The 13,987-nt window shown below is 42.4% G+C and carries 13 protein-coding genes; 8 read left to right on the plus strand and 5 right to left on the minus strand.

Annotated elements, in window-relative coordinates; translation table 11 throughout:
• The first annotated feature begins 165 nt into the window (after nt 1-165).
• From hetZ to V7K62_RS26545, 4 genes are all read left to right on the plus strand, one after another.
• Nucleotides 166-1,371 (plus strand): heterocyst differentiation protein HetZ, encoded by a 1,206-nt coding sequence (gene hetZ, locus V7K62_RS26530; RefSeq protein WP_334869398.1) that lies wholly within the window; start codon nt 166-168, stop codon nt 1,369-1,371.
• On the plus strand, nt 1,364-2,341 hold the full coding sequence (locus V7K62_RS26535; protein ID WP_334869400.1) for a PatU: 978 nt from the start codon (nt 1,364-1,366) through the stop codon (nt 2,339-2,341). The genes hetZ and V7K62_RS26535 overlap by 8 nt, the downstream gene beginning before the upstream one ends.
• Nucleotides 2,342-2,786: 445 nt before the next feature.
• The gene (locus V7K62_RS26540; RefSeq protein WP_334869402.1) at nt 2,787-5,099 is read left to right on the plus strand and encodes a transglutaminase TgpA family protein; all 2,313 of its coding nucleotides are present in this window, start codon (nt 2,787-2,789) and stop codon (nt 5,097-5,099) included.
• A gap of 257 nt (nt 5,100-5,356) precedes the next feature.
• Nucleotides 5,357-6,691 (plus strand): hypothetical protein, encoded by a 1,335-nt coding sequence (locus V7K62_RS26545; protein WP_334869404.1) that lies wholly within the window; start codon nt 5,357-5,359, stop codon nt 6,689-6,691.
• A gap of 144 nt (nt 6,692-6,835) precedes the next feature.
• Here V7K62_RS26545 and V7K62_RS26550 read toward each other — a convergent pair whose 3' ends face one another.
• The 3 genes from V7K62_RS26550 to V7K62_RS26560 form a co-directional block, all read right to left on the minus strand.
• Nucleotides 6,836-7,273, minus strand: a complete 438-nt coding sequence (locus V7K62_RS26550) for a response regulator (RefSeq protein ID WP_334869406.1) — start codon at nt 7,271-7,273, stop codon at nt 6,836-6,838.
• Between the two features lie 309 nt (nt 7,274-7,582).
• A complete protein-coding gene (locus V7K62_RS26555; protein WP_334869407.1) occupies nt 7,583-8,998 on the minus strand; it encodes a DUF3370 domain-containing protein in 1,416 nt (471 codons plus the stop codon).
• 31 nt (nt 8,999-9,029) lie between these two features.
• Nucleotides 9,030-9,572 carry a peptidase C15 gene (locus V7K62_RS26560; RefSeq protein ID WP_334869409.1) on the minus strand — a complete coding sequence of 181 codons (543 nt, stop codon included), beginning with the start codon at nt 9,570-9,572 and terminating at the stop codon, nt 9,030-9,032.
• Nucleotides 9,573-9,630: 58 nt separating this feature from the next.
• Here V7K62_RS26560 and hisH point away from each other — a divergent pair, with 58 nt between their 5' ends.
• Both hisH and rsmD read left to right on the plus strand, forming a co-directional pair.
• Complete coding sequence (gene hisH, locus V7K62_RS26565; protein WP_334869411.1) at nt 9,631-10,266, plus strand: imidazole glycerol phosphate synthase subunit HisH; 636 nt, start codon at nt 9,631-9,633, stop codon at nt 10,264-10,266.
• Between the two features lie 84 nt (nt 10,267-10,350).
• The gene (gene rsmD, locus V7K62_RS26570; protein WP_334869413.1) at nt 10,351-10,896 is read left to right on the plus strand and encodes a 16S rRNA (guanine(966)-N(2))-methyltransferase RsmD; all 546 of its coding nucleotides are present in this window, start codon (nt 10,351-10,353) and stop codon (nt 10,894-10,896) included.
• A 140-nt stretch (nt 10,897-11,036) separates the two neighbouring features.
• On the opposite strand, the gene petG is transcribed toward rsmD, so the two are convergent.
• Nucleotides 11,037-11,150: a cytochrome b6-f complex subunit V gene (petG, locus tag V7K62_RS26575; RefSeq protein ID WP_063721252.1), complete on the minus strand. Its 114-nt coding sequence runs from the start codon at nt 11,148-11,150 to the stop codon at nt 11,037-11,039.
• Nucleotides 11,151-11,360: 210 nt separating this feature from the next.
• On the opposite strand from petG, the gene V7K62_RS26580 reads away from it, so the two are divergent.
• Both V7K62_RS26580 and V7K62_RS26585 read left to right on the plus strand, forming a co-directional pair.
• Nucleotides 11,361-11,735: a cytochrome c gene (locus V7K62_RS26580; protein WP_334869415.1), complete on the plus strand. Its 375-nt coding sequence runs from the start codon at nt 11,361-11,363 to the stop codon at nt 11,733-11,735.
• A gap of 387 nt (nt 11,736-12,122) precedes the next feature.
• The gene (locus V7K62_RS26585; RefSeq protein ID WP_334869418.1) at nt 12,123-12,920 is read left to right on the plus strand and encodes a peptidylprolyl isomerase; all 798 of its coding nucleotides are present in this window, start codon (nt 12,123-12,125) and stop codon (nt 12,918-12,920) included.
• 613 nt (nt 12,921-13,533) lie between these two features.
• On the opposite strand, the gene V7K62_RS26590 is transcribed toward V7K62_RS26585, so the two are convergent.
• Nucleotides 13,534-13,656, minus strand: a complete 123-nt coding sequence (locus V7K62_RS26590) for a hypothetical protein (RefSeq protein WP_334869420.1) — start codon at nt 13,654-13,656, stop codon at nt 13,534-13,536.
• Between the last annotated feature and the right edge of the window lie 331 nt (nt 13,657-13,987).

Raw genomic sequence — 13,987 nt, forward strand, 5'->3', positions numbered from 1 at the left:
CTATCAAGTGTGAACAATCCCATTAGAATTGGGAATAATAAAATCAGCCACATCCTCAATAGTAGGATTGGTCTGCGTTTAGCTTATACGTAAAACCAAAAAAGCCAATACCCACAGTCCTACAGGTTGTATTTAAATACTTAGGGTCTTTTGAAAACCGAGACTATGAATTCAGCCGCAACCGCAACTATTCCATCTGCAACTATTCTGGGAGAAAATTCTACAGGTGTGGAGGTGATCTTTCAACTCCTGTCCAAGGAGTTTCAGCAATCAACCAAAGCTTCGGAACAGAATTGCCACGACGTAGCAAGACGTATTACCACCGAAGTCTACCGGATTTGTCATGAGAGTAAACGTATTCAAGCTTCTGGAACTGTAGAAAGCTCGGCGCTGACCCTGGCTCGGCATCGGCTGCAACAGTGTCTCAGGTACTATCAGTTGGGTTCAAATCGGGGCAGGGTCGAATTACACAGTACTCTGAGTGCAATTATTTATCGATATATTAATCCTCCTCAGAGGCAATTGAGCTATCAAGGGCGGCTGACGATAATTGAAGATTTCCTCCAGAGTTTTTATCTAGAGGCGTTGAACGCTTTCCGGCGAGAAAATCAACTCGGTGCCACTTATCGTCCTCAGACGCTCTTGGAATTGTCGGAGTATATGGCATTTACCGAGCGCTACGGCAAGCGACGCATTCCCTTACCAGGCCGTCAGCAGCAGTTAATTATCCTGCGGGCACAAACTTTTTCCCAACAGCAGCCCCCAGAAACCAGCGTAGATATAGAACAAGCCGCAGAAGGTAGCAATAATGAAGGTGATGGTTCTTGGGAAGAGCCAGCAGTTCACCAATTGCGCTCCACAATGGCAACGCAAGCCGAACCCGAACCCGAAGAAGACACCTTGCGCTCCGTTGTTGTTACGGAATTAATGAATTATCTCGAACAACGACAACAATCTGACTGCGCTGATTACTTTTCTCTCCGCCTCCAGGATTTATCAGCACAGGAAATTGAGTCGGTTTTAGGTTTAACCCCTCGTCAGAGAGATTATTTGCAGCAGCGCTTTAAGTATCATTTGATTCGGTTTGCCCTGTTGCACCGTTGGGAATTAGTTCACGAGTGGCTGGAAGCTTCTCTGCATACCAATTTGGGCTTAACTCCCCAGCAATGGCAAATATATACAGCACAGCTGGACAATAAGCAACGGTCTTTATTAGAGTTGAAGCAACAAGGACAAGCTGATGAAAAAATAGCAAAAACTTTAGGGCTGTCAATGGCACAACTGCAAAAACGATGGTTTAAGATTCTTGAGCAAGCTTGGGAAATTCGTAACTCATTAGTGTCCGGATCAGGTGCATCTACTCATGAATAGTGACTCAGAATCCTTACAACACCGGTGTCTCGATTGGTTATTGACAGATGATGTCAAAAATAACGAGCGATCGGTAGAATGTGAGGAAAATGACGGGGTAAAAAACCTCCTCAAGGAAGCCACTGCTTCAAAAAACAGTGAGCCAAAATTGGGAGGAACGCCCCAGACCTTTCAACTGGGAGAAATTCCTACTGTGCAAGATCGTTTTCAAGCTGTCCTTAAGCATCGGTTACAAATTCAAGCCCAAGACCACCCACCGTTGTTTCCCTGGGAAACACAAGTAATCGAATATCCTGATTTTGTTGATGAGCCGTCAATGACACTCGTTCCTAGCTGGGGATGGATGGTACAACAGTCGAAGTTGACCTTACCGACTCGCTTACCGGAAAGAGTTTTCCAGCAATTGCTAGAACAGTGTCAGGCTTTGGTGACATCTTCAGTGCCGTTGGGGGCAAAATTAGTTCAAGTGGTGGAGAACTTTTTTCCCAACGAGTCTCAAGCACTAAATGATATAGCTGGATTGGTGCTAAGAAGCAGCTATCGGTCTGTAAATACTCTGGAGGCAATGCCCAGTATTCAGAACGATTACTCAGATTTACAACCGCGTCAACAGATGGCTTTGTCGTTGCTAGCAGCTAAACAACTGCTGGAAAATTTGACTCTACCACTTTCAGCAACCAGTCCGGTGGTAGAAAGACAATGGCTAACCAGTGTTGGTAGTTTGAACATCAGAGTAGAGTACCAATCTCTAGGTAAACTTACGAAGTTACTTGTTCAAGCTGAGTTACCTGTTAAAGGAACTTTGACGCTGCGGGGAAGTGGCACTTTAGCAATGACAACATCTTCGACTTCGGGATACTTAAATGTAGAGTTAGGCTGCGAGCAACTTAACCCAACTTATACTCTGGAAGTTGAGTTTCCAGAAATAGACGAACAGTCGTTGTTGTTTGTGATTAATCCCACGATTTAATTTAAATTTCCATCGCTAGCACACTATGTCAATCAACGCCGATATATTAAGAGGATTTTCCTGGTTTTGAAGCTTATCCTATTTTTCAACAAGCGGTCATTAGGGTGTCTACGAGAAGCAGTTATTACAAAGACACAGGGACGCGCGGATATGGGGACATGGGGACATTGAGAAAGTATTTGATTATTTCTCGATTCACCTCGTCACCCATTTTCCGCGTATCTCCATCTCTACCCCCTATCTATAGCGGTTCTCGCTTGAGTGAAGTCCAACCCCTAAGAGCAAGTGAGGAGGGGGCTATGATGTACCTTACTTATGATTGATTAGGAAACGCTATATCATTTTTTTTGACACAGTAGTAGGGTAAGTAATTACGTGCCCCGCATTGTGTTTTTTGCATCTACATCATTGCTTCTACTAAACTCAAATGTTTAACTTATCCAGGATGAATCGGTTTTGGCGTATACCTGTAGGTAATTTGTGGCGGCAAAATCCGCAGGGTTCGCCTTTGATTGAAGTGGAAGATTCAATTTTATTGCGGGTGCTGGTGCTAGCGTTGGTTATTTTGGGAATTGTGGCGACGGATATTGCCGCTGAGACTTCATTCAGTTTTTGGGCGTTACCCCTGAGTGTAGTGGGTGCGACTTGGAGTTATTATCGTCGCCGCGATCGCAATGTTGCAGTTCAATTTTGCATCGCCATCGGCATGTTAGTAGCACTGGGTGCTTTCTTTGGGCGATTAGTGGGAGAGTTAAATGATACACGGTTGGGTTTGGCAGAGTTATTAATTCAACTCCAGGTGTTGCATAGCTTTGATACACCCCGCCGCAAAAATTTGGGCTATTCGATTGTTATCGGATTGATTTTATTGGGTGTCGCGGCAACCCTAAGTCAGACTTTAGCATTTGCACCTGTGCTGCTGTTATTTTTAGCGATCGCTCTGCCAACTTTAATATTAGATTACCGCTCACGCTTAGGTTTGAAGCCATTAAAAACTCAAAAGGAAAAATTAAATCAGAAGAATTCCTCAACTCTTAATTTTAAATTTTTAATTCTGAATTTTTTGCTAATTGTCGGTCTGGGACTGGCAATTTTTGCTGTTTTACCTAGATTCCCTGGCTATCAGTTGCGGAATTTTCCTGTAAGTTCTGCTATTCAAGTAAAAGGTAATTTCACCGGACGTAGTATTATCAATCCCGGTTATGTCCGCCAAGGCAAAGGTGATAATCAAGGCAGTGGTAGCGGTGGTACAGGACAAAATAAAACTGGTGAACCGGGTAAAGTAGATAATAACTTTTATTACGGTTTTAATAGCCAAATAAACCAAAACTTGCGGGGTGAGATGAAACCCAAGGTTGTAATGCGGGTGCGATCGCAAGCTGAGGGTTTTTGGCGAGTACTAGGATTTGACCGTTATACAGGTAAGGGATGGGAGGTTTCCCGGAATGAAGATGTTACGACTGTTAGGCGATCGCCTTGGTCTTACCAAATTTTTCTTTACCCACCCGTAATTACTGTTAAAACCCAAGAGGTAGTACAAACTTATACAGTGGTGTCGGATTTGCCTAACCTAATTCCAGCGATGGCTTATCCCAAGGAAGTTTACTTTCCCACACCACTGATCGCTGTTGATCAAGAAGACGGATTGCGATCGCCTGTGGAATTATCACAAGGACTCACCTACACAGTAATTTCCGCAGTCCCATACCGCGATCGCACTTTGTTAGGTGAAGCTTCTACTAATTATCCAAAACATATTAAAAAGTATTATCTGCAAATTCCTCCCGAAATTGCCGATAAAGTCCGGCAATGTACCGAAGAAATTCTCGCTAACTACAATCGGGAAGGAGTCTCAAAATCTTCTAAAAGCCTGGATTCACCATACGAAAAGACTCTCTACTTAGCTCAATACCTAAAGCAACACTATTCTATTCCCCAAAATCCCTTAGAACTACCTTATTTAAGTGAAAAAGAAGACTTGGTAGAAACTTTTTTGTTTAAGCAAAAGGGAGGCTATCCAGACCACTTTTCGACAGTTCTCACGGTGATGCTACGTTCCATTGGTATCCCAGCGCGTTTGGTAGCAGGGTTTAGTGCAGGAGAATTTAATCCATTTACAGGGTTATATGTTGTCCGTAATACTGACGCTTATGCGATGACGGAAGTGTATTTTCCTAAATATGGTTGGTTTGCCTTTGACCCTATTCCCAATCATCCTCTGATACCACCCTCAATTGAAGACACTCAGGCTTTTAGTGTGTTGCGCCAATTGTGGCATTGGGTTGCTGGCTGGCTACCTTCTCCGGTAACGGGTTTGTTGAATAATGTATTTGAGACAATATTTAGGTGGGTGATTAGAGCGATCGCTTGGTTTTTAGCTTTATTCTCTCAAGGTTGGTTTGGCGTATTGACTGGCTTAATCTTGGCAACTACAGCAGCTTTCTTCGCTTGGCTGGGTTGGGGCCAGTGGCGAGAGTGGCGCAACCGCAGATGGTTGAAGAAATTGCCAGCGATGGAGAGCCTTTATCAACAAATGCTGCAATGGACAACCCAAAAAGGTTTAGGCAAACATCCAGCACAAACACCTTTAGAGTATGCCAAAGTTTCATACCAGCATCATGCTCTAGCAACTGCTGAGGTAATAGATGAAATTTGTCAAGCTTATGTTGGTTGGCGTTATGGTGGTCATACACCTAACTTGCAACAACTACGACAAAGATGGCAAGGCATCAAAAAGACCGCTAAGACTGCTAAGTAATTCAAGACTTCGTATAAATTACTCATAAAGAGACATAGGAGTGAAAATGAATGTAGAGACCTAGCACTGCTACTTCTCTACAAGATTTCTCAACATAACCTTAAGACGGAATATGGATTTAAATCCAATACGCTTGGGTTAACAGAAGGTGACACCTAAATCCGCTAAGTGTGTATCTTCAAAAATCTAGCAGTAGCTAGATGCTGAAATTCTCTCAAAAGCTATAATTTACATCTGTTGCACCGAGAGATTAACTTGTGGATGTCATATTAGAACGATCGCACGAATTAAAACAAGCCTTAGTTGATTTTGTCTTTGATGCTGAAGGCGAACTGGCACAAGCATTGGAAACTTATGCAGCAGCACAGTCGCGCCGTGGAAGTGGGGATAGTACACAGCAGGACTTAATCATCGATAGCTTTCTGACAGATGGGAAAATCGGTGATAAGTCTCCATTAGAGTTGTTTATCGAAAGCTATCCAGATTTAGAAGAAAGCGATCGCAGCCTGATCAACAGCTGGCATCATAGTTTTATTGGCTTATTCGCCATAACGAATATTCTACCTGATGGCTTTGAATTGACGAACTGGTTGACAGATAAACGCTACATCGTCAAGCCAAACAATACTCAAACATTACAGGCAATATCTCGGTTGAAAGTCGGAGAAATCTTGCTAACTCGCATTTCTCCCGTTACCGATAGCTACTGGATGTTTTCTGGCCCCTACACAATAATGGGTAAATTAGGTAAACCAAAACTTGCTGTAGCAATTGGTAATTTCAAAGAAAACTATAAAAGTAATCTTTACAGCGATGCTCCAGACTTGCTAGAAGAAGCTTGGCAGTCAGTAGGACAATATCATCAGCAGTTTCTGGATTTTTTTGGTACTGATGAAATTACACTATCTGGATACCATCTTAATAAAAAAATAGCGGAATTTCAAGAAGTAATTACTGAAAAAACCTTTGCAGCCGCAGGAATTGATACTTCTAAATCTCTGGCTGAAGTGGCAGAAGCCGCTGGTATTGGAGACGAGGAAATAAAAGCAGCAGCAGAAGAATTTGGTGCTGATTCCAATGTAGTCTCTCAGATGTTTAACAGCAAAAGCGGTAATAGCAAAATGGTTATGCCAAAGGTTGATTTACCTGCTGAACTCAAGAAAGCAGAACAGGTAACGGCTCTTTCTCATCCCCGTTGGGGACAAATGTTTTTACCAACATATAGCAAGGTACAAGCAATCTTATCGGCAGAGGATTGGCAAAGTGTTCAAGGGTCTGAAAAACTAATTCGCTACTACCTCGAAGATAAAAGTATTAATGCTTTTATCTGGCATCGATTAGCACAACAGTATCCAACTCAATTAGAAAACGTGTTGCAAACATTTTTGCAACGTCCAGAGTTTAGCCTTGAAAGTGACTTGAATGCACTTTTACAAGAATTCCATAAACCTATTGAGCCGGAGTTACCAGACATTGCCAGTGTACCTATACATTTGCATAACTTATTTCAGGAAGCTTTAGGAGAAGTTAACAAATCTAAGCCCAAGAGTAAGGGGCAACAAAAGCCAGCAAAGGGTTTTCAACGAGGTTAACAAATATATTTAACATCTAACTCTACCTACTTAAGGTTATATGTTTTCCAAGGTAGAGTCCTTTGAGCGTACAGATATGTACGCTCCAAGCGCCTATTGGGTAAAATCAGTGTCAAAAACGAGATAAAAACCAGATAGTTAGATTTAAACATCGGTAGATAGCAGGTGAACAATCTCATCTAGGATTTTTTCTGGACTCTCAAGCTTGACTAAAAATCGATTAAAACCAGCATTCAAAGCCTTATGACTTGATACCTCCCGTGTATAAGAAGTAATAGCGATCGCAGGCAACTCTCTTATAGATCGGCAAGAATGCACTCGAATTTGCTCAATTAACCAATTTCCATCATGATCGGGCAACTTCATATTGCACAGCAGAATATCGGGATGAAGCGATTCGACCAAAGCAAGGGCTGCTTCTGCATCAGTTAAAGCCATTACCTCTGCACCTGCTGTTTCCAAAATGAAGGTGAGCAAATCTGCAATATCTGGCTCATCCTCTACCAGTAAGATCAGGGTTCCAACAAGCTGCTGAAGCGAATTTAACTCAGTTTCTTGATTAATTTTTTGCTCGGTTGCCATACCGTCCTTTTATTGTCTGCTATAGGTTGCTATTTTTATTGCAACGTATGGAGGGGAATAAGTCTTCACCCTAAATACACAAACTTGGGGTGAAAAGGTTTATCAATATGGAGAAGTTAATTTACGGAGCAACATTAACCGCCCTGTTAGCGATCGCCCCGACCAACTCAATTCATTGATGAAGATAAAAAATAGCCTGCCTTTTTCAGAGCAAGCGATTTCAATCGTGGGGTAACAATTACGAATTACCTTAGCGCAGCGTTACCGAGTCCGCGAACGTCATTATCAATTACGAATTATTCTGACTCATTACCGAGATTCAGCCTGAGTTGACACTGTTAATACTTGTGGTGGTGTAGCATCTGGCGGATAGAGAAAGTCTACTTCTACTAAAGAGCGATCGCCAGCTTTCATCTTTAATAAAACTAACGGCTCCCCTGCTTGACCTCTCTTTTGCACTAAATGCACAAACTGAGTTTGTGGCTGATTTTGCTCATCTTTGTAACGTACCCGTACCGTTCCTCGGAAAAATACTTCACGGGCTGGTGTACCAAGAAAGCGTAACCCCGGTTTTCCCAACTGATCCTCCTTGAGTGGTGTTTGTATCGACACACTAACAGTTTGAGGACTTTGAGTATTGTTGTATAGCGGCAACTTGAGATTATATTGAACTCCATAGTTGCCATGAGCGCGATATGCGGTGTCAGGATAGCGCACCAGCATAGTAGCACTTTGAATTTGACCAGTTCCTAAAGTACCACCATGCAGGGTACTCAGAGCGTAGGAAAACACTTGACCAGGCTGAGGAATAGTTAGATATCTAGCTTTAGGATTATCTACTAATAAGGCTCTCCATCGTGAACCACCAGACACTCCAGCTACACGCCCATAAATTCTTGGCTTGCCAGTTTCCTCTAAGGGAGTGGGAGCTTTATCCCGTGGCCCAGCTAAATCACCATTATCTAGTAAATTCTGCCACTCTTCTAAAGTAGGCTTTCCCGCTTCTCCTGTCGGAGACGCGACGCGAACGGGTTGCCGTAGTCCTCGCTCACTGCCATCAGAATTTACACGCGCAAACATGGCGAGGCTAGCTGCATAGACAGTGCCATCACTTTGTAGTCGGATCAATGTAGACCGGCCATTCAGGGGTGGTGTCAATCCCTGCACCGGAATTGGCAAATTTAGTAACATCCGACTTTTCCCTGGTGGAATCTCAATTTGGGCAGGGAAAATCTCTTGTCGCATTCCCCGAAGCACATCAGACATGACGCGATCGCCTGGGCCGGCAAAAACTTTACCTAAAAGATTTTGGCTAAAGGATGGTAACTGAATAAATGGTGCATCCGGTTGACTCAAATAACTCGCCGCTTGCAAAATATTCACCTTCACTGTTTCCGAACCAGGGTTATGCAAAATTATCCCTAAATAAAGAGAACGTAAATTCTCTGCTGGTTCAGCCCTAGTAATATGATGAGCAAAAATATCAAATCGTCCCCGAAACGGAAAATTCAGATGCGCCGTTGGCACTTTTTTGCCATCTGGTGGAAAAGTAGAAAGTAAAATTCCTTCTTTCAAAACCAATTCTGGACTATTACTGTTAAAGGTTGGCACTGTATCCAACTTACCTGGTAAAGGACGTACTTCTTGTGGTTGCACAACTTCTTCAGGTGGTGGTGTGGCAGGAGTTGATTGGGCTATTGGAAAAATTAGTAACAATGGCAACATATACTTAGATATTTATTTCACCATACAGACATTAACAACTTGATGAAAGTGCCAGTTTGTTAATAATTAATACGAAATCGGCAAGAATTCCCATCAAATTTTCTTGATTTAGAACTGGAACGTGAACAAAAATACAACGCGCTGTGAGTTTCTTTTGACTTAAGTAGTCCAACACTGAATAGTAAAGACCCTCTCTGCGAGACGCTACGCGAACGCAAACAAATTTACCGCAGTCGTGGCTAATCTGAATTGCTGCGGCTCCCGCCACTAATTTTTCTAAATCAATTTCTGTCTGCAAAATACTTTCTCCACAGCTAGCAACGGCTTCCACACTTAATTGTGTACGGCTTGCAGTCATAGCACAACAGATGATGTAATCAGGTTGGATTGCATTGATTTGTTCAATTACCTGAGTACTGGCAAGTTGCATATCTACGGGTAACTGCCGTAAAAAAGTTAAGTCATGGGGTATCAGATCAAGTTTGGTAACTTCAAGTAATAAATCATCAGCAGAATTTGACTCTTGATCTTTTAGCCAAATGTCAAAATAAGTTAATAGAATTCTTTTCTTCATAACAAATATTATTTAGAATAGAAAAACCCTCCATAATAAATTTACAAGGAGCAGGTAAATGCCAGTTATTGCGGTCGTAGACTACGAGATGGGAAATTTGCATTCAGTCTGCAAAGGCTTGGAAAAAGCTGGGGCAACTCCCAATGTTACTTATTCTCCAAAGGAATTAGAGCAGGCAGATGCAATAATCCTACCGGGAGTGGGATCATTTGATCCAGCAGTGCAACACCTGCGATCGCGTGGTTTAGAACAACCTATTAAAGAAGCGATCGCATCTGGTAAACCTTTCTTAGGAATTTGTTTAGGACTGCAAATTCTCTTTGAATCAAGTGCAGAAGGTACCCAACCAGGACTCGGAATTATCAAAGGAAAAGTGCGGCGGTTTCGTCCAGAACCGGACATCACTATTCCTCACACGGGTTGGAATCAGCTGGAAATGACTCAAGCAAAAAGTATTTTGTGGGAGCATTTACCATCCGATCCTTGGGTGTATTTTGTCCATTCCTACTATGTTGATCCAATAGACCCGCTAATCCGTGCAGCAACGGTCACTCACGGTACTCAAACGGTTACAGCTGCGATCGCTCATGAAAACCTGATGGCAGTCCAATTTCACCCCGAAAAATCCTCTAATATCGGATTGCAAATCCTGTCTAATTTCGTTGCTCAAGTCCGCGAAAAAATTCCTGCCTAATACTATTTTTGTCATTTGTTCTTTGTCCTTTGTCTAAAACTAATGACTAATGACTAATGACTAATGACCAATGACTAATAACCAATGAGTCTGAGAATTTACGGTAATCGCCAGCTAAAAACTTTACCAGGAAAAGAAACTAGACCCACTAGTGCGCGGGTAAGAGAGGCAGTATTTAATATTTGGCAGGGAGAAATTGCAGGTTGTCGCTGGCTAGATTTATGCGCCGGTACTGGTTCAATGGGCGCAGAGGCTTTGTGTAGAGGAGCCAGCCTAGTAGTGGGAATTGAACAATCAAGCCGAGCCTGTGCCACCATCCAACAAAATTGGCAGCAGGTAGCTAATGCCGACCAAGAATTTCGGGTATTACGGGGAGATATTACCCAGCAGTTAAAGACTTTATCAAGCAAGCAATTCGATAGAATTTACTTTGATCCACCTTATGCCAGTGGATTGTATCAGTCAGTATTAGAAGCGATCGCTCACTATCAACTTTTAGATCCTAGCGGCGAAATCGCAGTTGAACACGCCTCACAAGGTTGGACACCGCCAGAGATTACCGTTTGGGAAGTTTGCCGCCAGAAAGTTTACAGCAACACATCACTTACTTTCTACAGAATTGTGGAATGAGAAAAGCGGGGAGTGAGGAGTGGGTGAGAAAAATCGCTTCCTTGTCCTGTCCTTCTTATCCCCCTTCCCTCATCCCACTCAGCACTCAGCAACGCCAGTTGCTTCAAGTCGGCAGAGCCGCCCAACGCACTGGCACTCCCTCATCCTCCCAACTGATTAGGGCGCTTGTATTGCTTATAGGCAGCGTAAAATAGTCCGGCGAGGGTGACGAAAACTAGACCAAGGACAATACCTGATAGCAGGGGTTCAACCACTGGAAATCTCCTCTTTGTAATGATTAAATATTCGTTGCTTGTTTTTTATTTTACCAAATTTCGTATGAATCCTGCGTCCTACAGCCTTTTTGGAGGACGACTGCCCACAAGAAAATAGTCTTCTGTGCTTGCAGACACAATCAAGAACTTTTAAGCTATGTGTAGGAAATGAAAACTTTTTAGCACACCTAGACTTTCACAGCAAACCTTTTGGATAACCAGATTACCAAACCTGAAATTTTGATTCAGCGCATCCTTTTATTGACGCTGGCCATACTGCTAGCAGTCCCTTTGGGCTTTTTTGGTGTTCAGTTGGTTCAAGCCTCCGATCCATACGTCAAGAGTGTTCTATCCTTAACAGGAAACCCAGTTCAAGGACACGCGATCTTTCAAATTAACTGCGCTGGTTGTCATGGCTTGGAAGCAGACGGGCGAGTGGGGCCCAGTTTACAAGCTGTTTCCAAGCACAAGTCGCGGTATGGACTGATTCACCAAGTGATTAGTGGCGAAACACCACCAATGCCAAAATTCCAACCTAGTGCCCAAGAAATGGCGGATCTTTTGAACTATTTAGAGTCATTGTAGACCTGAGAATTTTTGGTTGCGGGATACATATAATCCCTCATAGAAAAAGGCCGCACATCCTATGCTGCCTTTTCCATCTCTGACAACTTTTAACAGCCCCGCAGAGGCTCTTGACGCTCAATAGCATTCGCACAGCGTCTCGTAGAGAAGTATTAGCGACGTAGGCTCGTCTGACTCGCTAACGTCCTTGGCGTATTTGCGTATAATCTTTGATAAAAACTCATATAAACTGTATATTTTTAAGTATGTTAGCAAGTAACTATTTAATTTTCGCGAAAGTGAGGTTAGCATACCTAACTCGCTAGAATTAAGGCAAAAGCTCCTAGTAAATGGGCTACAGTATAGCTTCTTTAACAGACTAGATATTCTTGAGATGCCCGAAAGCTAATGACTGAAGCGATCCAAATCGGTAATCGTACAATCACAGCTAGTGAACTGATTTCCTTACTGGCAAATTATCAAATGCTGCCGCAGTTGCAGCGGGAATTGATCATTGATGAGGCGATAGACCAAAACTCACGCTCCGCCAAAATAGCAATAGAGTGTACACCTGAGGAAGTAGACCAAGCTAAACAGAAGTTTTATGCTGAAAAACAATTCAAAAATGAAGAAGACATCCAGGCTTGGATGGCACATCAAGGGCTGACTCCCGAACAACTAGAAGTGATTACCACTCGGAAGCTGAAAATTGAAAAATTCAAGCAAGCCATTTGGGGTAATAAACTGGAATCTTACTTTTTTCAGTCCAAGACAAAACTGGACAAAGTAATTTATTCCTTACTGCGAACCCAGGATGTGGGAATTGCCCAAGAACTCTACTTTCGGATTCAGGCAAAAGAAAACTCTTTTGCTGACTTGGCACGGGAATACTCACTTGGGCCAGAAGCGCAAACTGGCGGTTTAGTGGGCCCGATTGAACTGAATGCACTACATCCTGTAATGGTACAAATGCTCTCTAGCAGTCAACCAGGTCAGATATTGCCCCCTACTCGTATTGCCGACTGGTTCGTGATTTTGCGGCTGGAAAAATTTATCCCCGCACAACTGGATGAATTTATGAAAGTGCGCCTGCTGAATGAACTCTTTGAAATCTGGCTACAAGAACAGCAAAAGCAAATCATGTCTGCATCACAAGGGGAGGGAGGCACGGGACGACAGGGAGAGGGCGATAAATCTTTAACTTAAGCATGTGAGTCACCTCCTATGCTTGGCTTCCAAACTGAAGATAGCGATCGCTATCTTCAGTTTGGAAGGTTGGACAAGCGATCGCTTTTGATGTTGTTCATATTGTAAGTGGAATCTCACCTCATTAATGATTAAAGGTAGAATCTCGCCTTTGCTAAAATAAAAATATGGCTAGTTAGACTAAAGATTAGAGAACTTGCAGCAGAAAGAAGTTGGAGAATCAAAGAGGCGACTGAAGATGCCCAGGTAAACTACAACACATTGAAAAGTTACGCCCGATACCTAGAATGAATATAGTTGACCTGAGTGCTGTTCAAAAAATAGTCCGTGTTTTTGGTGTATCAATTGAAAATTTGGAGGATATAATATGGTTTTTGATCCTTCCAGAATACCTGCCCCTATAGATTGATTATTGAGCCAATGACCGATTAATTCTGGGGTATCAGATTGGACTGATATTAGTTCATTAATACCCGTCTTTCAAAAACTTCTCAAACTCTGGCACTGCAAGGCTTAAACCAATTAACTAATCCCCTGGAGTAAGCTTCTATTGTGTCTTGGGTGATATAAGGTAATGTCATAAATTTACTAAAAATCCCTCACATAATTATTTTTACTTACCTTCTTCCCACTCTTGACCACCAGGTAACTCACTCAACATCACATCAATAGCACCAGGTAAAGACTTTTGAGAATTTGTATAAGTCAAATTTAAAAAATCTTGTGTTACGGACATAATCAGTGATTTTTCTAGCATTGCTTGCAATCGCTTAGGTGTATACAAACCATCAAAAATTTCAAATGAGCCTGATGAGAAAACTCCTAGTATTTCAGATATAACTTTTTCGACTGATTAACTCCAACTCATCAACAATTACTAAAGCATCATCATAACGTCCATCAAGAATAGACTTCCTTAAATCCCAAAGTTCTTGAGTCATCGGGATTTATCCAAAACTAAATATCATGGTAAACAAAAACCCCCAAGCTATGATGTGAGCTTGGGGGTTTTTGTTAGTAAAAAAAACCTGGCATCGAGCTATTTTTGCGTAGGGCTACCCCTAAAC

Source organism: Nostoc sp. (assembly GCF_036917935.1).
GTDB lineage: Bacteria > Cyanobacteriota > Cyanobacteriia > Cyanobacteriales > Nostocaceae > Nostoc.

What these genes read in the sequence shown, in the direction of transcription:
- hetZ (WP_334869398.1), top strand. Translation starts at nt 166, where the DNA reads ATGAATTCAGCCGCAACCGCAACTATTCCATCTGCAACTATTCTGGGA.
- V7K62_RS26535 (WP_334869400.1), top strand. Translation starts at nt 1,364, where the DNA reads ATGAATAGTGACTCAGAATCCTTACAACACCGGTGTCTCGATTGGTTA.
- V7K62_RS26540 (WP_334869402.1), top strand. Translation starts at nt 2,787, where the DNA reads ATGAATCGGTTTTGGCGTATACCTGTAGGTAATTTGTGGCGGCAAAAT.
- V7K62_RS26550 (WP_334869406.1), bottom strand. Translation starts at nt 7,273, where the DNA reads ATGGCAACCGAGCAAAAAATTAATCAAGAAACTGAGTTAAATTCGCTT.
- V7K62_RS26555 (WP_334869407.1), bottom strand. Translation starts at nt 8,998, where the DNA reads ATGTTGCCATTGTTACTAATTTTTCCAATAGCCCAATCAACTCCTGCC.
- V7K62_RS26560 (WP_334869409.1), bottom strand. Translation starts at nt 9,572, where the DNA reads ATGAAGAAAAGAATTCTATTAACTTATTTTGACATTTGGCTAAAAGAT.
- hisH (WP_334869411.1), top strand. Translation starts at nt 9,631, where the DNA reads ATGCCAGTTATTGCGGTCGTAGACTACGAGATGGGAAATTTGCATTCA.
- rsmD (WP_334869413.1), top strand. Translation starts at nt 10,351, where the DNA reads ATGAGTCTGAGAATTTACGGTAATCGCCAGCTAAAAACTTTACCAGGA.
- V7K62_RS26585 (WP_334869418.1), top strand. Translation starts at nt 12,123, where the DNA reads ATGACTGAAGCGATCCAAATCGGTAATCGTACAATCACAGCTAGTGAA.
- V7K62_RS26590 (WP_334869420.1), bottom strand. Translation starts at nt 13,656, where the DNA reads ATGTCCGTAACACAAGATTTTTTAAATTTGACTTATACAAATTCTCAA.